This is a genomic window from Pedococcus sp. P2_A3, assembly GCF_056405035.1.
Genome location: NZ_JBFUCW010000009.1, coordinates 1 through 18,859, shown reverse-complemented (window position 1 = coordinate 18,859; position 18,859 = coordinate 1). Strand labels below are relative to the sequence as shown.

General features: G+C 70.6%; 19 protein-coding genes and 1 tRNA gene. 18 read left to right on the top strand and 2 right to left on the bottom strand.

Annotated features, from left to right (window positions below):
• Nucleotides 1–17 precede the first annotated feature (17 nt).
• The 8 genes from AC1DX8_RS09290 to AC1DX8_RS09255 all read left to right on the top strand — a co-directional run bounded on the left by AC1DX8_RS09290 (nt 18) and on the right by AC1DX8_RS09255 (nt 6,488).
• Nucleotides 18–836: a GntR family transcriptional regulator gene (locus tag AC1DX8_RS09290; protein ID WP_477629636.1), complete on the top strand. Its 819-nt coding sequence runs from the start codon at nt 18–20 to the stop codon at nt 834–836.
• A gap of 80 nt (nt 837–916) precedes the next feature.
• Nucleotides 917–1,342, top strand: a complete 426-nt coding sequence (locus tag AC1DX8_RS09285; protein ID WP_477629635.1) for a hypothetical protein — start codon at nt 917–919, stop codon at nt 1,340–1,342.
• A gap of 11 nt (nt 1,343–1,353) precedes the next feature.
• Entirely contained in the window at nt 1,354–1,608 is a 255-nt protein-coding gene (locus tag AC1DX8_RS09280) for a hypothetical protein (protein ID WP_477629634.1), read from the top strand.
• The gene (locus tag AC1DX8_RS09275; RefSeq protein ID WP_477629633.1) at nt 1,608–3,128 is read left to right on the top strand and encodes an FtsK/SpoIIIE domain-containing protein; all 1,521 of its coding nucleotides are present in this window, start codon (nt 1,608–1,610) and stop codon (nt 3,126–3,128) included. Before AC1DX8_RS09280 ends, AC1DX8_RS09275 begins: the two co-directional genes overlap by 1 nt.
• Nucleotides 3,125–3,502: a WhiB family transcriptional regulator gene (locus AC1DX8_RS09270; protein WP_477629632.1), complete on the top strand. Its 378-nt coding sequence runs from the start codon at nt 3,125–3,127 to the stop codon at nt 3,500–3,502. The genes AC1DX8_RS09275 and AC1DX8_RS09270 overlap by 4 nt, the downstream gene beginning before the upstream one ends.
• Nucleotides 3,499–5,157, top strand: a complete 1,659-nt coding sequence (locus AC1DX8_RS09265) for a replication initiator (protein WP_477629631.1) — start codon at nt 3,499–3,501, stop codon at nt 5,155–5,157. Before AC1DX8_RS09270 ends, AC1DX8_RS09265 begins: the two co-directional genes overlap by 4 nt.
• Nucleotides 5,147–5,362 carry a helix-turn-helix transcriptional regulator gene (locus AC1DX8_RS09260; RefSeq protein ID WP_477629630.1) on the top strand — a complete coding sequence of 72 codons (216 nt, stop codon included), beginning with the start codon at nt 5,147–5,149 and terminating at the stop codon, nt 5,360–5,362. The genes AC1DX8_RS09265 and AC1DX8_RS09260 overlap by 11 nt, the downstream gene beginning before the upstream one ends.
• Nucleotide 5,363: 1 nt before the next feature.
• Nucleotides 5,364–6,488 carry a tyrosine-type recombinase/integrase gene (locus AC1DX8_RS09255; protein ID WP_477629629.1) on the top strand — a complete coding sequence of 375 codons (1,125 nt, stop codon included), beginning with the start codon at nt 5,364–5,366 and terminating at the stop codon, nt 6,486–6,488.
• A gap of 14 nt (nt 6,489–6,502) precedes the next feature.
• Here the strand turns inward: AC1DX8_RS09255 and AC1DX8_RS09250 are convergent.
• Nucleotides 6,503–6,578: transfer RNA gene (locus tag AC1DX8_RS09250), tRNA-Arg, on the bottom strand.
• 283 nt (nt 6,579–6,861) lie between these two features.
• Nucleotides 6,862–7,053 carry a hypothetical protein gene (locus AC1DX8_RS09245; protein ID WP_477629628.1) on the bottom strand — a complete coding sequence of 64 codons (192 nt, stop codon included), beginning with the start codon at nt 7,051–7,053 and terminating at the stop codon, nt 6,862–6,864.
• A gap of 250 nt (nt 7,054–7,303) precedes the next feature.
• Between AC1DX8_RS09245 and AC1DX8_RS09240 the strand changes: the two genes are divergently transcribed.
• The 10 genes from AC1DX8_RS09240 (at nt 7,304) to AC1DX8_RS09195 (ending at nt 18,800) form a co-directional block, all read left to right on the top strand.
• The gene (locus AC1DX8_RS09240) at nt 7,304–7,882 is read left to right on the top strand and encodes an OsmC family protein (RefSeq protein WP_477629627.1); all 579 of its coding nucleotides are present in this window, start codon (nt 7,304–7,306) and stop codon (nt 7,880–7,882) included.
• A gap of 66 nt (nt 7,883–7,948) precedes the next feature.
• Nucleotides 7,949–9,283, top strand: coding sequence for an NAD(P)-binding domain-containing protein (locus AC1DX8_RS09235; protein WP_477629626.1), 1,335 nt, complete (start codon nt 7,949–7,951; stop codon nt 9,281–9,283).
• Nucleotides 9,280–10,509, top strand: a complete 1,230-nt coding sequence (locus tag AC1DX8_RS09230; RefSeq protein ID WP_477629625.1) for an NAD(P)/FAD-dependent oxidoreductase — start codon at nt 9,280–9,282, stop codon at nt 10,507–10,509. The genes AC1DX8_RS09235 and AC1DX8_RS09230 overlap by 4 nt, the downstream gene beginning before the upstream one ends.
• Before the next feature lie 44 nt (nt 10,510–10,553).
• A complete protein-coding gene (locus tag AC1DX8_RS09225) occupies nt 10,554–13,769 on the top strand; it encodes an AAA family ATPase (protein ID WP_477629624.1) in 3,216 nt (1,071 codons plus the stop codon).
• A 235-nt stretch (nt 13,770–14,004) separates the two neighbouring features.
• Nucleotides 14,005–14,613, top strand: a complete 609-nt coding sequence (locus AC1DX8_RS09220; RefSeq protein ID WP_477629623.1) for a hypothetical protein — start codon at nt 14,005–14,007, stop codon at nt 14,611–14,613.
• Nucleotides 14,614–14,902: 289 nt separating this feature from the next.
• On the top strand, nt 14,903–15,661 hold the full coding sequence (locus tag AC1DX8_RS09215) for a matrixin family metalloprotease (RefSeq protein WP_477629622.1): 759 nt from the start codon (nt 14,903–14,905) through the stop codon (nt 15,659–15,661).
• Between the two features lie 365 nt (nt 15,662–16,026).
• Nucleotides 16,027–16,482, top strand: a complete 456-nt coding sequence (locus tag AC1DX8_RS09210; RefSeq protein WP_477629621.1) for a hypothetical protein — start codon at nt 16,027–16,029, stop codon at nt 16,480–16,482.
• A gap of 187 nt (nt 16,483–16,669) precedes the next feature.
• Nucleotides 16,670–17,206, top strand: coding sequence for a hypothetical protein (locus tag AC1DX8_RS09205; RefSeq protein WP_477629620.1), 537 nt, complete (start codon nt 16,670–16,672; stop codon nt 17,204–17,206).
• Complete coding sequence (locus AC1DX8_RS09200; protein ID WP_477629619.1) at nt 17,203–17,667, top strand: hypothetical protein; 465 nt, start codon at nt 17,203–17,205, stop codon at nt 17,665–17,667. The genes AC1DX8_RS09205 and AC1DX8_RS09200 overlap by 4 nt, the downstream gene beginning before the upstream one ends.
• The gene (locus AC1DX8_RS09195; protein WP_477629618.1) at nt 17,664–18,800 is read left to right on the top strand and encodes a hypothetical protein; all 1,137 of its coding nucleotides are present in this window, start codon (nt 17,664–17,666) and stop codon (nt 18,798–18,800) included. Before AC1DX8_RS09200 ends, AC1DX8_RS09195 begins: the two co-directional genes overlap by 4 nt.
• The last annotated feature ends 59 nt before the right edge of the window (nt 18,801–18,859 follow it).

The window sequence follows — 18,859 nt, the reverse complement described above, 5'->3', positions numbered from 1 at the left end:
AGATGTGTGGAGGAGTCATGAGCGGACGAAGTGATGCCGCCGCAGAGCGCCGGCTGCATGCCGTGGAATCAGTTACCGTCGACAAGACGGCGGATCGTCCAGTCTTCAAGCAGATCGCAGACGACCTCCGCTCACAGATCGATGCCGGGACGCTCGCCCCTGGGGATCGGCTGCCCTCTGAGAGCCAACTGATGGAGCGGTATGGCGTCGCCCGCATGACGGTACGTCAGTCCCTTTCGGGCCTCAAGGCTGAGGGCTTGATCATCGCTGAGCATGGCCGCGGGGTTTTCGTGAGAGGACGTCCGGTTGTTCGTCGCGTCGCCTCCGATCGATTTGCGCGTCGCCATCGTGAATCTGGTCAGGCGGCCTTTATTGCTGAGGCGGAGGGGGTTGGGGCGCCGAGCGTTGACGAGCTCGAAGTCGGCCATGAAGTGGCGACTCCAGAGGTGCGAGAAGGTCTGCGCCTTGCTGGCCGGGCAAAGGTGCTGGCTCGACGTCGGCGGTATTTGATCGACGGCCAGCCAGTGGAGCTGGCCGTGTCCTATGTGCCGTCGGCCATTGCGAAGGGAACGCCAATCGAGGAGCGGCACACCGGGCCGGGCGGGATCTACGCGCGGCTGGAAGGGCTTGGCCACACGTTGGCTGAGTTCACGGAAGAGGTCGGCGCTCGGATGCCCACGCCAGAGGAGCGCCGCAGACTTCGACTTTCCGACGGAACTCCCGTCCTAACCGTGCGCCGAATCGCGTTCGATACGAACGGATCTCCAGTCGAGATGACGGACACAGTGAAGGCCGCCCCCAGCTATCTCCTGGAGTACCGCTTCCCCGCAGGGTGACGCACCACTTGCAACTCATCTAGATAAGTGCTTCACTTTCCTTCAGAGCGACACTGCTCTAGTCGAGTGAAGGAGTGGAAATGACGTTCTATGCGGTGGAGAGCAAGCGCCAGTTGATGCGGTCGACGGGGATCGTGAACGAGGTCCGGGACTGGGTCGACGGCCCGGATGGGAAGCGTCGCCCGGCCGAGACCCAGGCTCGGGACGAGGACACGGGGATGCCCTTGTGGGAGGTCGAGGTGACCTATCGGCAGCAGGCGTTCGGGCGGGAGTCGTCCACCACGGCCTTCGTGCGGGTCGGGTCCGGGGTGCAGCCGGTGCTGGGTGAGTTCGAGCCGGTGTCGTTCCGCGGCTTGACGGTGGAGGTGCGGGTGAACAAGGCCGGCGGGCTGACCGAGTCGTGGCGGGCCGAGGAACTGGACGACAAGGCTGGCAGCGCGTCGACCAGTACCGGCTCACCGGCGTCGTCGAGCTCGTCGTCGGGTTCGTCGGGTAAGGCGGCGTGATGAGTGCGGCGATGGTTGACTTGGACGTGGTCGCGGCCGCGTTGGGCGTGTCGACCGATGCCGGGGTGGTGGAGGCGTTGCACCCGATCGAGCAGCAGCTGGACCGGATCATCGCCGCGGTGTGGAAGGTGAAGTTCGACCTGGAGGGGTCGGTGCCGAACGCCGACCAAGCCCTGGCTGTCGCGGTCGGTCACCTGTCCGACGCGCTGTTGTATCTGCTGCCGGTTGTTCAGGCAGCGGAGTCGCACCTGCGGGGACGGGGCTGATGAAACCCGCGATCCGGCTCCTGACCGGAATCGTGGAGCTGGGGCGTGAGGTGTGGTGGGTGGCCCGGTGCCTGCCACGCCTCGCCCTGCTCCTGCTCACGGGGACGGTCGGGCTGTGGGTCGCCGGCCACCACCTGCCCGCGGTCGGGTCTGGGCTCGGCCTGGGGCTGCTGTTCGCGTGGCCGCAGTTGCACTGGTCCTCGTGGCTGGACGTGGCCGATCGCGCCACCCAACGCTCCCACCGGGACCGGTGGATCCGCACCTGTGTCGCGGTCGGGCTATCCGTGCCCGGCCCGGACACCGCGACTGGCGGTCCTCGTCGGCTCGTGCCGCGGTTGCGGAAGAACCGCTGCCGAGACGGGGTCGAGACAATCCGCCTTCGGTTCGCGTCCGGTCAGACCTTGGACGACGTCGACCGGGCCGCACCCGCACTGGCGGCGGCGTGGGGTGCGCACGCGGTCCGGGTCACCCCCGACGGACCCTCCGGCGCGCTGCTCACGGTGGCGCTGCGGGACCTGCTGGCCCACCCCACCGCCACCCCGCTCCCCACTGAGGCCACCACCGAACCAGGGGCGGGGCACCCGTTGGAGCGGGTCGAGCTCGGCCGCGCCCTCTCCGGGAACCCTTGGACCGCGGACGCCCGGATCCACACCCTGGTGGCGGGGATGACCGGTGCCGGGAAGGGCTCGGTGATGTGGTCACTGCTCGTCGCCCTCGCACCCGCAGTGAAGGCGGGAACGGTGCGGCTCGTCGGAGTCGACCTCAAGGCCGGTATGGAACTGACCCACGCCCCGGGCTTGTTCTCCGCCGTCGCCACCACCCCGGAGCAGGCCGTCGCGGTCCTCGAGCGCGAAGCCGACCTGCTCACCAAGCGCGCGGACCGGATGGCCGGGCAGGCCCGGGCCCACCAGCCGACCCCGGCGGACCCGCACGTCCTTGTGGTGGTGGACGAGCTGGCCGCGTTGACGGCCTACATCAGCGACGCGCAGCTGCGCCGGCGCGCCGACACTGCCCTGCGGATCCTGCTCACCCAAGGACGTGCGCCCGGATGGAGCGTGTGGGCGTGGGTGCAGGACCCGCGCAAGGACACCGTCCCGATGCGGAACCTGTTCCCCCAGATGGTCGGCCTCCGGCTCAAGGACTCATTCGAGGCCGAGATGGTCCTCGGCGAGGCCGCGACCAAAACCGCGCCGTGTCACCGCATCGACCCGCGCCACCCCGGCACCGGGTACGCCGTCGCGGAGGACGGGTCGGTGTCCAAGGTCCGGGCCCACTACGCCAATGACGACCTCATCCACCACATCAACCAGGTCTATCCCGCCCGCCACGTCCTCCCTGCCGTGTCGCTCGCCCCCGCACCCGACCCGTACGGCCTCGGCCTGCACGCGGTGCCGAACGCTCGACCCGAGCCGCCACGCCCGGGCGCTGGACCATCCCTGGAAGTTGAGCCGTCGCGGGCTCGGAAGCCACGCAAGCCCCGGGCTCCGCGTGCCTCGACCAAGGCAGGCGAATCGGCATGACACTCAACCGTTCCGCCCGCCTGGCCGAAGTGTTCAACGAGGCACCCGACACCGCCGCCCGGCACGCACTCGGCGCACTGGCGTGGCAGACCCTCGCGGCCTGCGGTGCCCGCGCCGACCTGCCGTGGACCGCCGACGAGTTGAGCACGTGGGACGCCGAGACCATGCGCGCCATCTGCTGCGCGTGCCCGGTCCTGACCGAGTGCGCGGCCTACGTCGACCAGACCGACGTGTGCGCCGGATGGTGGGCAGGACGCGACCGGGACCCCGACCACACCGAACCACCCGAGCCCGCCTGGGTCCCCGTCAAGCACGGCCGCGAAGTCCTCCACGACGTCGAGCAGGGTGTGTTGCCGCTCGGGGGTGCCGCATGACCGCCGCCCTGACACACCCGTCACCGCTCCGCGCTGTCGCTGCCCTGCGTCCGACCGTCGAAGGTGTCACCACGGACATGGCTGTCGCCGTCGCCGAATCCGCCGGTGTCTGCGTGCGCCCGATCCTGCGGACCGTGACCGACCGCGCCACCGGACACACCACGGCGGTGCCGATCCCCTGTGGATCCACCCGCTCCAGCAGGTGTCCGCCCTGTGCGGACAAGGCACGACGGTTGCGGATGCACCAGTGCCGCGAAGGCTGGCACCTCGCCACCGACCCACGCCCCGCCGACGTGAGCACTGCCGACGACCTCGACCAGGACGACGACGAGCCGGACGTCGAGGACGAGGGGTCCGAGGAGCCGCCTCGGCGGACGCGGTCCACCCGCCGTCGCGACGAGATGCCCGACCTGCCCACCATCCCGGTCGAACACCGCACCATCGGGCGCACCTTCACCGACCCCAAGACCGGGCGAGAGTTCCGGCCTTCGATGTTCATCACCGGCACCCTGCCCTCCTACGGACTCATAATCCGCGGCGAAGGCGTCCCGAGGAACCCAGCCCGGTACGACTACCGCCGCGCCGCCCTCGACGCGCTCCTCTTCCCCAAGCTTGTCGACCGCACCATCGGCAACCTGCGCCGCTGCGCGGGCTACCAAGTCCAGTACTTCGGAGCCGTCGAAGCCCAGAAACGCCTCGCCCCCCACCTCCACCTCGCCGCCCGTGGCGCCATCCCCCGGCACGTCATCAAAGGGGTCTGGGCAGGGAGCTACGTGTCGATCTGGTGGCCACCTATCGACCGGGTCGTCTTCTCCGAGGACCAGCCGCAGCACTGGCCCATCTGGGCAGGCGAGGAGGTCGGGTACGTCGACCCCTCCACGGGAGAGGCCTTGCCGACGTGGGAGCAGGCTCTCGACCAGCTCGACCACGACGAGGACGCGAAGCCAATGCACGTGCTCCGGTGGGGACCCCAGACCGACATCAAAGGCCTGCTCGGCGGGACCGAGGACTCCGACCGTGCCGTGCGCTACCTGTGCAAGTACCTCACCAAGGCTGTCGCCGAGACCTACGCACCCGACCCGGATCTCATCGACCCCGACGATCGCGAGGCTTTGGCGAAGGCGCGCCGGTATGAGGACCACATCGACCGGCTGCACGCACAGGTGCGCGTGCTGCCTTGCTCCCCGGCCTGCGCGAACTGGCTCCGGTACGGCATCCAGCCGAAGGACCCCGGCCCCGGGCTGCACCCCGGGCACTGCCCCTCGAAGGCGCACGACCGTGAATGCCTCGGCCTCGGTGGCCGCCGTGCCCTCGTTAGCCGGTACTGGACCGGCAAGACCCTCACCCAGCACAAGGCCGACCGCGCCGAAGTCGTCCGCCAAGTCCTCCAAGCTGCCGGGATCGACGCACCGGACGCGGACCGGCTCGCCGCCGACGTGCTGCATGAGGACGGCAAACCCCGGTTCGTCTGGGAAGACACCCAACCCGGCCAGCGCGACTACCCCGCGATGATCGCCGCCTCTCTCCGCCAAGCCAAGCAATGGCGGACCCAGTACGAGCACGCCAAAACCATTCCTGCCCAACGCGGGTCGCCACCCGACACGGCTGTGGACGGTCATTCAGCAAAACGAGAGGGGAACCGACATGAAGACTGAGAAGCAGACGTTGGAACCGTTACCGCTGTCTACGTGCGACCGGCTGTGGACCATCGATGACGTCTCAGACTTCCTCGGTGTGCCAGTCCAGACGCTCTATCAATGGCGACATCGCAGTGAGGGCCCGCCGTGTGTCCGGCTGGGCAAGCATCTGCGGTTCGACCCTGCCCAGGTGCGTGCTTGGGTAGCGAGCAAGGTGGCCTGACGTGGCCAAGGTGGCGCGCGACGCCCGCGATGGTCGCTGGTTGGCCCGATGGCGGGACCCCTCTGGCAGGCAGCGCAAGAAGTCATTCCCTCGCCGGGTGGACGCCGAGCGGTTCCTTATCGAACTGCAGGCTGAGATGAATCGTGGTCGGTACATCGATCCGTCGGCGGGCAAGCTGCGGTTCAGTCACTACGCGGATCGATGGCTATCCGGCCTTGGACACTTGAAGGCGTCGACAGCCGAGCGGTACCGGGACATCGTCCGCGGCATAGTTGTGCCGAAGTGGGGGGACTGGCCCTTGGCCAGCATCGCGCGCTCGGACATCGCTTCCTGGATCGGGGACCTGAGCGACCAGGGGCTGGCTCCGGGCACCGTGCGGAAGTACCACCTTGTGGCTTCCATGATTCTCGATGCGGCAGTGGACGACGGGCGGCTCGGGCGCAATCCGGCCAAAGGTGTGAGGCTTCCGAGACAGGTGTCTCGCGAGCCTCGGTTCATGTCTCCGGACCAGGTGGGACGCCTGGTTGAGGCTGCCGGTCCGCACGGACTGGCCATCCTCACGCTCTCCCTGACGGGTCTTCGATTCGGGGAGTTTGCCGCGCTACGGGTCTCACGCGTGGACGTCCCTCGGAGTCGGCTCTATGTTGCCGAGGGCGTGTCGGTGGTCCGCTCCCAGATGGTCTGGTCGACGCCCAAGTCGCACGCGCGTCGATACGTGCCGGTTCCGAAGTCGCTGCTTCCACTGCTGGCGGCGGCGTGCGAAGGCAAGCAGCCGGACGATCTGCTGTTTCCAGACGCCCAAGGGGGCCCGATCCGATTGAACAACTGGCGGCGACGAGTCTTCGAGAAGGCCTGCGCCGATGCCGTGCTCGTCGGCTTCACACCCCACGATCTACGGCACACGGCCGCCTCGCTGGCGGTGTCGGTGGGTGCGAACGTGAAAGCTGTGCAGCGGATGTTGGGCCACGCTTCTGCCGCGATGACTCTGGACATCTACGCCGGTCTGTTCCCAGACGACCTGGCCGAGGTGGGATCACGACTCGACGCCCTTGTGCCACAAATGTGCCACATCGAGGGGTGGAACCCCTTGGGAGCGAAGGCCGATGACGCTGAAAACAGCCTCTGACCTGCGAAAACGTGTGGTGCCCTCGGGCAGATTCGAACTGCCGACACCCGCTTTAGGAGAGCGGTGCTCTATCCCCTGAGCTACGAGGGCGGGGGCTGACGGGCCGACGCCGGGACGCCGTGGCACATCCCTGAGTGGTCCAATCCTGCGTCAGGCAGGGTATCCGACCGCCAGCCCCGCCTCCGCATTCGCCCACCCCGGTGTGAAGATGCGTGCCCCTCGCTGCGCCCCCACGGCTGCCGCACCCCAGCGCCAGCCCGCGTGCCCAGCGCGAGCCCAAGCCAGCGTGCCCCACGGTGAGGGGCACGGCATAGCAAAGGCGGGCGCGTCGCCCGGGTCCCCCCAGACGAAGCGCCCGCCAAAAGCGCGCATCTCAACAACCAGAGCTGATGGCGGCTTGCCGCCGCGCCGAGACGCGGAGCCACAGTCGGCGCTGCGCCAACCAGGCCCGGCGCGCGCGCCGTTTCTCGAGCGCGAGGTCGTAGGCCGTCGCGCGGGCCGGGTGCTGGGAGTCGAGCGCCACCTGTCGGTGCTCGGCCATCACCATCGTCGTGAGCTCACTCATGTCGATCTCCTGGGTCGGGTCCAAGGAGCCGACCTCCTTGGGTGCCCAGGAGGTTGCTACGCCGACCTTCCGCAGACCTTTCGCGCGGACGCGCGAGACCTTGCGCCGCGTCAGGGCGCGGCAGCGAAACCTTCCCGTCCGTCCACCCGGTCCACCGGCGGCGAAAGGTCGACGGAAGGTCCCGTTCCTACGGTCCTCCCCATCAACCAAACCCGCCGGCACCACCCGGCACATCCGGAGGAGCACCACCATGAGCAACACGGCATACGCAGCACCCGCACCACTGAACGGTGTCGACGTGGCAACGCTGTTCGCCACCCTCGACGCGGTCAAGGGCCAGAACGAGATCGCCAAGTTCCAGTTCCGCGCCGAGAACACCTGGCAGACCGGCACCCACAGCCAGTCACGCATCCACGGCTTCTACGGCGCCGGCCAGGAGCTGACCCACACCCATGAGACGGTCCTCGACGCCGACCACCCGGCCGTCCTCACCGGCGCCGACAACGCGCCGACCCCGGTCGAGTACCTCCTCCACGCCCTCGCCGCCTGCCTCACGGCCGGCATCGGCAACATTGCCGCCGCCAGGGGAGTGGCCCTCACCAAGGTCACCTCGACCGTGGAGGGCGACATCGACCTGCTCGGCATCCTCGGCCTGTCCGACGGCTCGGTCCGCAACGGCTACGAGGGCATCCGCGTCACGTTCCACATCGAGGGCGACGCCGACGACGAGACCCTGCGCGGCATCGTCGAGCAGTCGCGCCGCCGCTCCGCCGTCTACGACGTCCTCACCAACCCCACACCCGTCTCCGTCTCCGTCGTGACCGGCTGAGCGAACGACCCGGCACGACCCCCGTCCGGCGATCCCGGCCGGGGGCGTGCCAGAAGGAGCACCACCATGCCCGCCATCGACACCGTCGTCATCGGTGCCGGCCACGCAGGCCTCGCCGTCAGCAGGCTGCTCACCCTCGAAGGACGCGACCACGTGGTCCTCGACCGCGGCCGCGTCGCCGAGAGCTGGCGCACCGCCCGCTGGGACTCCCTGCACCTGCTCACCCCGAACTGGATGGCTCGCCTCCCCGAGTGGGGCCACACCGGCCCCGACCCCGACGGCTTCATGAGCGCCTCCCAGTTCGTCCACTACCTCGAGAGGTATGCCGCGAGCTTCGGTGCGCCGGTCCTGTCCGGCGTGCGCGTGGAGGAGGTGACCGCCGTCGGCGAGAAGTACCGCGTCGTCACCGACTGCGCGACCTGGCTGACTCGTCACGTCGTCGTGGCGACCGGACCGGGCGGGCAACCGCGCATCCCGGCTGCAGTGCAGGGACTCGCCCCTGATGTGCACCTCACGACCTCGGCCGACTACCGCAACCCCCGGCAGCTCGCCGAGGGTGGAGTGCTCGTCGTGGGGGCGTCGGCCTCCGGCGTCCAGATCGCCGACGAGCTGGCTGCGGCCGGGCGTGAGGTCGTGGTGGCCGTGGGTCGTCACCACCGCATGCCGCGCGAGTACCGGGGCATGGACATCTACTGGTGGATGGAGCGCACCGGGCGCACGGCCCGCACCATCGACGAGGTGCCCGACCCGGCGGCGGCCCGACGCGAGCCGTCGCTGCAGCTGATCGGGCGACGGAGCCACCACGGCCAGGCGCGCGAGCTCGACCTCGGCACGCTGCAGTCGCGGGGTGTCCGGCTGACCGGCCACGTCGTGGCAACCGACGGGCAGCGGGTGAGCTTCGCCGACGACCTCGGCGTGTCGGTCGGCAGCGCCGACCACCGCATGCACCGGTTCCTCGACGTCGTCGACCGGCACATCGAGGAGAGCGGGCTGACGTCTGAGGTCTGGCCGGCGGAGCGTCCGCGCCCGGTGGTGCTGGGCGAGCGCAGCGTGACCCTCGACCTCGCGGCCGAGGGGATCAGGACGGTCCTGCTCGCGACCGGCTACAGCCCGAGCCATCCGTGGCTCAAGCTGCCCATCACCGCCGCCGACGGATCGATCCGCCAGCGTCGCGGCCGCACCGACGCCCCCGGCGTCTACGTCGTCGGCCAGCGCTTCCAGCACCGTCGCGACTCGGGGATGGTCGACGGCGCCAGGCACGACGCCGCCATGGTGGTGTCCGACCTGGTGGGTGCGACCCGCGCGGCAGGACAGGACGAGCAGTCCACGGCCCCCGACGAGCGCCTCGACGGGCGCCTCGATCAGCCGCTCGACGAGCGGCTCGAGGGGAGGGCGTCATGACCACCTACGACGCCGTAGTCGTCGGCGGCCGGGTGGCGGGCGCGTCGACCGCGATGCTCCTGGCCCGGGCCGGCGCCAAGGTGCTGCTCCTCGAGCGGTCGCACTACGGCTCCGACACGCTGTCGACCCACGGCCTCATGCGCGCCGGGGTGTTGCAGCTGTCGCGCTGGGGCCTGCTCGACCAGGTCGCCGCAGCCGGCACGCCGCCAGTGACGAAGACCCTGTTCCACTACCCGGGCTCCAGCCCGGTCCGCATCTCCATCCGGGCCAGCCACGGCGTGCCGGCGCTGTTCGCACCGCGCCGGCACGTCCTCGACCGGATCCTCGTCGACGCGGCCGCGGCCGCAGGAGCCGAGGTCCGGCACGGGGTCACCGTGACCGACCTGCTCACCGACCCAGCGGGGCGGGTCACCGGCGTGCGCGGCGTCGACGCGACCACGGGCCCGTTCACGGCATACGGGAGGATCACGATCGGCGCGGACGGCATCCGGTCCACCGTCGCGGCCGCGGTGGACGCGCGGGTCGAGCGGTCCTCCGCCGCCAGCGGTGCCGTGCTCTACGGCTACTTCGACGACTTCCCGACCGAGGGATACGAATGGGCCTACGGCTCCGCCACCGCAGCCGGGCTCATCCCCACGAACGGCGAGCAGACCTGCGTCTTCGTCGGGACCACCCCCGCGCGCCTGCGGCGGGCGAGGCGCAACGGCGGCGATGCCGACGCCGCCTTCGCCGCGCTGTTCGCCACCGCCGCCCCGCGACTGAGGCGTCGACTGGAGTCTGCTTCCAGGGTGGGGCGGCTGCGCGGCTGGTCGGGGCAACGCGGGCACATCCGACGGTCGCACGGCCCCGGGTGGGCCCTGGTCGGTGACGCGGGCTACTTCCGCGACCCGATCACCACCCACGGCATGACCGATGCCCTGCGAGACGCCGAGCTGCTCGCCGACGCCCTCCTCGCGACCTGGGCCGGGGACCAGCCGGAGAAGATCGCGCTCGCCACCTACCAGGCCAAGCGGGATGCGTTGTCCTCACAGCTGTTCGAGGTGAGCGACCGCATCGCCGCCTACGACTGGGAGGACACCGAGATCCACCAGCTGCTGCGCCAGGTCAGCTCCGCGATGAGCGACGAGGTCAGCCTGCTGCAGTCGCTGCCGCCGCGACCCCTTCGCCCGGTTGCAACGGTTATGGGCGGGCTTGTCTCGGCTGACATGCCCAACGCCGGTCGCTAGCGTTGAAGACTCTTTCTGGAGAACGGCGAAGATCGGCACCGACCATGGATGCGCGCATCAGCCTCCTCGGGGGTTTCTCGGTATCAGTCGGCAGCTCCGTGGTCACCGACCAGCAGTGGAGCCGCCGCAATGCCAGCGCGCTCGTCAAGGTGCTGGCGCTGGCCAAGGGACGTCGGCTGCACCGCGAGCAGCTGATCGACCTCCTCTGGCCGGACCTGTCGGCCGACCTCGCCGGTCCCCGCCTCCACCAGGCGGCGCACTACGCACGGCGGGCGCTCAAGGACGCTCCGGGGCAGGGCGTCGTCCTCCGCCACGATTTCGTCGAGCTCCTGCCGAGGTGTGACGTCACCGTCGACGCCGTCGAGTTCCGCGCCGCGGCCGAGGCCGCCCTGGCCGAGTCCGCGCCCGCGGCTGCCGCGACGGCCCTCGACCTGTATGCCGGGGTGCTGCTCCCCGACGACCTCTACGAGCCGTGGGCCGAGGCTCACCGGGAGTCGCTGGAGCAGCTCCGTCGTGAGCTCCTGCGCCGGACCGGGCGCTGGGACGAGCTGGTGGCGGCAGACCCTGCGGACGAAGAGGCCAACCTCGCCCTCGCTCGATCGCACGCGGCCCGGGGCGACGTCAGGGCGGCCCTGCGTCAGCTCGAGCGGCTCGAGCTGACCCTGCGTCGCGAGCTCGGCACCGCGCCGGGCACCGAGGCCGAGGCGCTGCGCATCGAGCTGATGGCGTCGCAGGCCGCCGCCGCGACCTCCCTGCCCATCGCCGAGGTCGTCCCTGTCGAGGCCGCGCGGGGCGAGCAGCGCCGGCTGGTCGGCCGGCGCGCGGTGGGGGACACGCTCCGCGAACGGCTGGCCACGGCCCAACAGGGGCGCGGGGGAGCCCTCCTGGTCGCCGGACCACCAGGAGTCGGCAAGTCCAGCGTGCTCGACCTCGCGGAGGTGCTGGCCACGCGGGCCGGCTGGCGCACCGGTCGCGGCACGGCGTCGGCGGTCGAGGGGCCGTGGCCCTACGCCCCGGTGCTGGAGGCGCTGGGCGACCTCTGCCGTCGGCACCCCGCCCTGCTGGACGGGCTCGACGACCGTTACCGCGAGGAGCTCGACCGCGCCCTGTCCGAACGCCAGGTGAGCTGGTCCGGGGAGAGCGCCCACCAGCGGCTCTTCGTCGCTGCGGCAGAGCTGTTGCGGCTCGGTGCTGCGGGTCGTGGGCTGCTGCTCGTCATCGACGACATCCACGAGGCGGACGAGGCGTCGCTGCGACTGCTCCACTACCTCGCGCGGTGCGCCGCTGCCGACCAGGTGCTGCTGGTGCTGGCGCACCGGACCGCCCACAACGCCGCCCTGGAGGAGGTCCACACCAGCCTCGTCGCGCGGGGCATAGGGTTCCGGATCGACGTCGCCCCCCTCACCGAGTCGGCCACCCTGCGCCTGCTCGCTGACCGCTTCCCCGATCTCGACGAGGCGACCCAACAACACATCTGGGCCGTCAGTGGCGGTCTCCCCTTCACGGCCCTCGAGCTCGGCGCAGCCGCGGCGAGTGGTCGCGAACCGGCGACGATCTCCAGCGTCCCTCCCGGCGCGCTCCGTGCACTGCAGCGTGCTGCCCTGCTGGGTCTGTCGTTCACCACCGACGAGTTCCTTGCGGTGGCAGGCGTCGACGAGGTCGAGGCCTACCAGCACCTCGAGACCGCCCAGGCCAGCCTGGTCATCGAGTGGTCCGAGACCGGCTACCAGTTCCGGCACGCGTTGGTGCGCGAGGCAGTGCTCGACAGCATGACTCCCGCCGCGCAGAGCGCGGCCCGGGTCGACGTCGCCCGCGAGCTGGCCCGTCTCGGTGCCCCGCCGGCCCGCATCGCCCACCAGTACCTCGCCGCGGGCCAGCCGCGCCAGGCCATCCCCTACGTGCTCCCGGCCGTCGAGACCGCAGGCGCCCTTGGTGCCTACCGCGATGCGCTCAACCTGGTCGAAGGAGTCCGCGAGTCTGCGACCGGCGAGACACTCGGTCACCTGATGGCACGGCGCGGTGACCTGCTCACGGCGCTGGGCGACCCCGCCTCGGTGGCGAGCTATCGCGCCGCGGTGCCCCTGACGACCGGGGTGGAGCACCGGCTGGTGCGGGCCAGGCTGGCGCGCTCGGCCTGCTTCGCGAGCGACTTCGACACGGCCCGCGAGGCTCTGGCCGGGCTCGAGCTGCTCGATGACGACGCAGACGGGCCGATCCTGCTCGCCCGTGGCAACCTGGCCTACTTCTCCGGCGACATCGACGCCGCCTGGGACCTGGCCGTGGGTGCCCGCGAGTCGCTCCTCACGGCCAAGGACCCGTGGCGCTATGTCGACCTGATCGCGTTGCAGGGCCTGATCGCCCACCAGCGGGGCGAGTGGTTCGAGCGCTTTCGCATCGAGCTGCGGCGCACGCTCTCCGACGCCGGCCTCACCACGGCGCTCTTCGACGCCCACCTGTGCGTCGCCGAGTACCTCCTCTACGGCGGCATCCCCTACGCGGAGGTCATCGAGCTGGCCAGCGGGCTGCGCCGTCGGTCGCAGGAGTTCGGCGCCCTGCGCGGGGTGGCCTTCTCCACGGCGCTGATCGGGGAAGCGGCTCTGCTGATGGGCGACCTCGACCTCGCCGAACGCGAGCTGCAGGAGGCAGTCGACCTCCACCACGACGCCGACGCGCCGGCCGGGGAGTCACACGCCCTCCAACGCCTCGCCGAGGTCCGCCTCGCCCAGGGCGACCGCGCCGAGGCCACCAGGCTCCTCGACCAGGCACTGCCCTTGGCGCGGTGGTCGGTGATCGGGAGGCACCTGCTGCAACGGATCCACGGGTCGATGGTGATCGCTGCCCCAGACCCCATCGCGGCTCGGATCGTGGTCGAGCGCGCCGAGGCCAGCATGGGTGACTCCGACTTCTGCCCCTTCTGCGCCGTGACCTTCGAGGTTCCCGCCAGCATCGCCTGCGCGGACGCGGGTGACCTCGACGCCGCCGAACGCCACCTGGCGGCCGCCGAGCTCTCGGCCGCCAAGTGGGAGGGGACGGCGTGGCCGGCCGCCGTGCTCGAGGCGAAGGCGCACCGGGCCAGAGCGCTCGGTGACCCCGACGGGGCCGCGGCGCTGTTCGCCGAGGCGGCCGAACTGTTCACCAGCGCGGGCCAGGTCCTCGATGCCGCGCGGTGCTCAGCGCAGGACGCTGGGCGACGTCCGGCGCAAACCCTCACCACCTCGCGCCCCTCGGGGATGGTCGCACCAGAGCCACGAAGCCGCTGACAAATCGTACGTTCCACACGAACTGCCCACGCTGACGGCCCCGAACGTCAAGAAACGACAAATGATCCACGCACTCGCAGCCTTGGGATCATGCTGGGCCTCGTCGACGGATCGCGCGGGACGCCGCCTCCGATCCCCCTTCTGAGCGGGGCTGGCTGGCCGGGGGTGCCAGTCCAGGGGGCCCTTACTCACTCCTGTCATTTCTTCTGTCGTCGTGTCACGGAGAGGGTTCACCATGCGCCTTACCAAACGCACCACCATCATCGCTGTCGCCGCCGTCATCGGTCTCGGAGTCTCGGGAGGCACGGCGTATGCCGCCGGCCTCATCCCGAGCGCCGACGGCACCATCCACGCCTGCTACAACACGACCAACGGCAACACCCGGGTGGTCGCCGCCGGCACCAAGTGCCGCACCCACGAGAAGGCCCTCGTCTGGAACCAGACCGGACCGGTCGGGCCGCAGGGCCCCCAGGGCGCCACCGGCCCAGCCGGACCCGCAGGACCACAGGGCCCCGCAGGTCAGGACGCTCCCAAGACCTTCGCCGGGGAGTTCCAGGGCGCGAGCCTCGCCATCTGGTCGGGGACCGCCGCCTTCACGGTGACGCACCCGGCCACCGGGTCGTGGCAGATCCACATCCCGGCGGGCACGTTCCCGACCGGTTCTGGCGTCGGCAACGGCTGCCCGATCCCCATGGTCCAGGCCCTCGTGCCGGGTGGCGCGATGATCATCGACCAGAACCTCTGTGGGCCGCTGACCGGTGACGGCAGCGTGCGGCTCGATGTGCGCAGTGCAGACGGCAGCGACAACCACTTCGTGAGCTTCGTGGTGACCGCGGTCGGCTAGCCAGGACTCACAGTCGGCCGAGCCGAGCCGACCGATCGGCTCCCGGGGAGCGGTGCGCCCGGGAGCCGATCGCTGCCCCGCGGGCCACGGCGTAAGCAGACCCCGATCCGGGGCGTCTTGCGGTCGAAGCCCCAAGGACGCACAAGTGGAGGCAAACAGCCATAGGTCCACCCGGCCAGCCTCGGATCACCCGAAGGGATGAGTCCCGCGCCAAACCCGCGACGACGGCGCGCACGCGCGGCATACCCTCCAAATCCGATCCGGCTCACCCCCAGCCAGAGGAACCACCATGCCCAAGCCCCTCGTTGCCCTCGGCGCGGCGCTGGTCCCCGTAGCACTGACGGCGGCCACGCTCACCGCGGCGCCGCAGACTGCCGACGGCGCCACCGCGACCTACGCGCTGACCTACGCCTCGCTCCCCAACGGCACCAAGCAGGTGGTCCGCTGGAACGGCTGCCAGACCGCGATCACCTACAAGGTCAACCTCTCCGCCGTGCCCACCGCCTTGCGCGCCACCGTCCTGACCGAGACGAAGGCCGCGCTCGCGCAGGTGTCGCTCACCACCAAGTTCACCTTCAGCTTCAAGGGCGGCACCACAGAGGTCCCGCGCGTCGGCTCGATGCCCACGCAGACGGCCGAGCTGATCATCGCGTTCACGACGCCGACGAAGACGAACTACTACCTCTCCGGCTCGACTCTCGGCCAGGGTGGCATGTACTACGGCTGGGTGGGGCGGACCGTAAACGGCGTGACGACGTACACCGTCGCGGCCCAGCGCGGGTTCGTCGTCATCGACACCCCCCAGATGCTCAGCCAGCTGGTCGGCGGCACCGGTTACGGGCTGCGCCGCACCAACCTCCTCGCCCACGAGCTCGGCCACGCGATGGGCCTCCAGCACGTCGCGGACACCAGGCAGCAGATGTACCCAGTCCTGCGGACTTCGTCGCCCAAGTACTTCTACACCGGGGACCTGACCGGCCTGAACAGGGTGGGCAAGGCGGCCGGCTGCGTCAACACGGCCTCCATGCCCCTCAAGGACCTCAGCTAGTCCATCCGCGCCCCGGAGATGGGGCCCCGCAGGTCACTCGAAGCCCGCTCGCCACCCCGGCGAGCGGGCTTCGTCGTGCCCGGGAGCCGTGCAAGGAGCGACGAACCGCGGCACCGGGAGGGTCTTCGGGAAATCCTCCCTTAACGCTCTAAATCGGACAGAACGCTTACACCATTCACGCCTGTAACCGCAGGGTTTTTACCAAATCTAGAACCAACCGGGGGGTTTCTTGCCCTACTAATGACCTTCTTGGGTGACTTGACAGGTGATGTGGCGACCCCGTGACGACCGCAAGTATTTGGGCAGTCCCACAGGGAGGCACGGCATCAGACCGGTCCACCAGCCCACGAAAGAGGAAACATCCCATGACGTTCAACCGCAAGCGCGCAGCAGCCGTCGCCACCGGCGCGGCCCTCACCCTTCTCGTGGGCGGCGTCGCCTTCGGTTACTGGACCACCACGGGTTCGGGTACCGGTTCGGCTGCGACGGGCAACACCAGCCCGATCAGCATCAGCTCGACCGCCGTCTCGGGTCTCTACCCGGGCGCCACCCCGACCGCCGTCTCGGGCACCTTCACCAACCCGAACGTCGGCCCGGTCTTCGTCCAGCAGGTCACCGTCGCGGTCGACCCGGCCTGGAGCGTCGGCGCGACCCTCCCGTGCACCGCCGACGACTTCGCCGTCACCCAGCCGACCGCGACCGCCAAGCAGATCGTCACCGGCGACACCTGGAGCGGCGCGACCATCCAGCTCAAGAACCTCGGCACCAACCAGGACAACTGCAAGGGCGTCACGGTTCCCCTCGTCTTCACCAGCAACTGAGGCTTCACCAGCACCTGAGTCTTCCAGCTGAGCATGAGCACGGCAGCCTGATCCCCGCCCGGTGGCGTCATCCCTCCCCCGACGCCACCGGGCGGCAGGCAGCAGAAGGACACCGCACGAATAGACCGCACCGCACCACCGCACGACCTGCCATGTACCACCGCATGACCGACCAGGGAGATGACCCATGGCCACCACGCCACGTCAGCGCCACATCCTCGCCGCAGGGATCGGCCTCGTCGTGATCCTCGCCCTCCTGGGCGGGGGCGGCCTCTGGCTGACCCGTGACGAACCGGCTCCCCGCCAGGCCGGCGCGCTGACGCTGGTGCTGGGCAACGGCACCACCGTCGCGGCGAATGCCGAGGGCCACGCCCCGTTCGCTGCCGTGGGCGCCGTCGACCAGCTGCGGCCCGGTCAGATGCGGACCCTCTCGGTCAGGATCACCAACCCCGACCAGGTCGCCTACCGGATCCTCGAGCTCAAGGCGACCCCCAAGGACGCGAACCCGTCCTGCTCGGGAACCACGAACCTGGTGGTCAGCGCCTACGAGGCGACCAAGCCCGGCGCCGTCACCTATGTCGTGCCCCGCAACTCCAGCATCACCATCCCGCTGACGGTCATGATGCTCAACACGGCCACGTCGCAGGACGCCTGCAAGAACGTGTCCTTCCCGCTCGCCTTCGGTGGCCTCGCCACCCAGGGCCAGGGCAGCGGCAACTCGTGACCAGTCGCGGGCGCTGGACGCGCCGCCTCGTCACCGCGGGCACCGGCACCCTCGCCCTGCTCATGGCCGGCGGCATCGCGTATGCCGCGTGGTCCCAGACCGGCGCGGGCAGCGGCACCGCCGCCGCGGGCACCATCGCGCCGCTGGGCGCCGTGGCCTCCCTCGGCTCAAGCCTCTACCCGGGTGGCTCGGCGTCGCTCACCGTCACCGTGACCAACCCGAACCCCCGGCCCGTCACGGTGACGTCCATCAACCTGACCGGCGCTGTCACGGCCAGCGCAGGGTGCACGACCTCCGGCCTCAGCGTCACCCTCCCCGGCGCCGTGTCGGTGACCGTGCCGGCCGGCGGCAGCGCCCCGGTCACGCTGACCAACGCCGTGTCGATGTCGACCTCGTCGACCTCCGACTGCCAGGGCGCGACCTTCACCGTCCCCCTGTCCGCGACGGGACACAGCGCATGAGCGCCCGCCGCCTTTCCGCCCGCCGCCTCTCGCCCCGACGGCTGCGCCGGGTCGCGCTGACCGCCGGCTCGCTCGGCCTGGTCGCCGCCCTCGGGGCCGCGCCGGTCTGGGCGTACTGGTCCACCTCGACCACCGCGAGCGCCGGCGGCACGGCCCGCTCGATCGCCACCCCTGCGGCCCCGACCACGGTGGGTTCGGCCACCGTCAGCTCCCTCGTCGTGAGCGGCACGCTGCCGACGGCGGTCAGCCAGGTGCCCGGCGTGACCTACACGGTCAAGCGTGATGCCACCACCCTCGGCTGTTCGCTGCCGAGCTCCGGCACCTACAGCTGCACCGACACGGGGCTGACCGGCGCGACGACCTACTCCTACACCGTCGTCGCAGCCCTCGGAGCCTGGCGGTCCACCTCCGCGGCCAAGACCGGCACCACCACGTGCCCGGTCACGCCGAAGTACACCGCGGCCCCCTCGACCACGACACCGACCGTGGGCACCGCGTTCACCGTGACCCTCACGGCCACGAACTGCTCGGGGGCGACCGACACCACCTACGCCGGCAGCCAGGCCGTCACCTTCAGCGGCCCCTCCACCTCGACGTCGGGCAAGACTCCGGTCTACCCCGCCACCGTGACGTTCACCAACGGCGTGGGCGTGGCCTCCGTGACCCTCTACCGCGCGGAGACCACGGCGATCACCGCCACGGCGGGCGCCCTGACCGGAGCGACCGCCTCCCTCACGGTGGGCGTCGCCGCGGCCCCGGCCTGGACGATCATCCTGACCAACCCGGCCAACACCGCCGGAGCGGTGACCGTCACCTGCTCGGACGGCGCGGACCTCAACGCGGCGAGCCACAGCTGCAGCCAGACCTCGGCCGCCGACACCGGCAACAGCCGCTCCTGGACCGGCCGGTTCACGCTCGTCGACAAGTGGGGCAACCCACAGGTCAACCCCGGCGCCGCCATCGCGATCACCGTCACCGCCAGCAACGGCCAGACCAGGCCAGTGTCGATCGCCACAGGGAGCGCGACCTCCGGCACCTTCTCCATCCCGATGTCGAACGGCAGCAGCACCATCACGCTGACCGCCACCTCCACCACCCCGACGGTCACCACGACCGTCACCGGGGTCGGCTGAGCCACCCGCCGGCGGGCTGGCAGGTCCCAGCCGGCGGGTCCCCGGCCCGGTCCGCATCC

Excerpts from the sequence above, each read along its gene's own strand:
- AC1DX8_RS09290 (WP_477629636.1), top strand. The coding sequence starts at position 18 with ATGAGCGGACGAAGTGATGCCGCCGCAGAGCGCCGGCTGCATGCCGTG.
- AC1DX8_RS09285 (WP_477629635.1), top strand. The coding sequence starts at position 917 with ATGACGTTCTATGCGGTGGAGAGCAAGCGCCAGTTGATGCGGTCGACG.
- AC1DX8_RS09280 (WP_477629634.1), top strand. The coding sequence starts at position 1,354 with ATGGTTGACTTGGACGTGGTCGCGGCCGCGTTGGGCGTGTCGACCGAT.
- AC1DX8_RS09275 (WP_477629633.1), top strand. The coding sequence starts at position 1,608 with ATGAAACCCGCGATCCGGCTCCTGACCGGAATCGTGGAGCTGGGGCGT.
- AC1DX8_RS09270 (WP_477629632.1), top strand. The coding sequence starts at position 3,125 with ATGACACTCAACCGTTCCGCCCGCCTGGCCGAAGTGTTCAACGAGGCA.
- AC1DX8_RS09265 (WP_477629631.1), top strand. The coding sequence starts at position 3,499 with ATGACCGCCGCCCTGACACACCCGTCACCGCTCCGCGCTGTCGCTGCC.
- AC1DX8_RS09260 (WP_477629630.1), top strand. The coding sequence starts at position 5,147 with ATGAAGACTGAGAAGCAGACGTTGGAACCGTTACCGCTGTCTACGTGC.
- AC1DX8_RS09245 (WP_477629628.1), bottom strand. The coding sequence starts at position 7,053 with ATGAGTGAGCTCACGACGATGGTGATGGCCGAGCACCGACAGGTGGCG.
- AC1DX8_RS09240 (WP_477629627.1), top strand. The coding sequence starts at position 7,304 with ATGAGCAACACGGCATACGCAGCACCCGCACCACTGAACGGTGTCGAC.
- AC1DX8_RS09235 (WP_477629626.1), top strand. The coding sequence starts at position 7,949 with ATGCCCGCCATCGACACCGTCGTCATCGGTGCCGGCCACGCAGGCCTC.
- AC1DX8_RS09230 (WP_477629625.1), top strand. The coding sequence starts at position 9,280 with ATGACCACCTACGACGCCGTAGTCGTCGGCGGCCGGGTGGCGGGCGCG.
- AC1DX8_RS09225 (WP_477629624.1), top strand. The coding sequence starts at position 10,554 with ATGGATGCGCGCATCAGCCTCCTCGGGGGTTTCTCGGTATCAGTCGGC.
- AC1DX8_RS09220 (WP_477629623.1), top strand. The coding sequence starts at position 14,005 with ATGCGCCTTACCAAACGCACCACCATCATCGCTGTCGCCGCCGTCATC.
- AC1DX8_RS09215 (WP_477629622.1), top strand. The coding sequence starts at position 14,903 with ATGCCCAAGCCCCTCGTTGCCCTCGGCGCGGCGCTGGTCCCCGTAGCA.
- AC1DX8_RS09210 (WP_477629621.1), top strand. The coding sequence starts at position 16,027 with ATGACGTTCAACCGCAAGCGCGCAGCAGCCGTCGCCACCGGCGCGGCC.
- AC1DX8_RS09205 (WP_477629620.1), top strand. The coding sequence starts at position 16,670 with ATGGCCACCACGCCACGTCAGCGCCACATCCTCGCCGCAGGGATCGGC.
- AC1DX8_RS09195 (WP_477629618.1), top strand. The coding sequence starts at position 17,664 with ATGAGCGCCCGCCGCCTTTCCGCCCGCCGCCTCTCGCCCCGACGGCTG.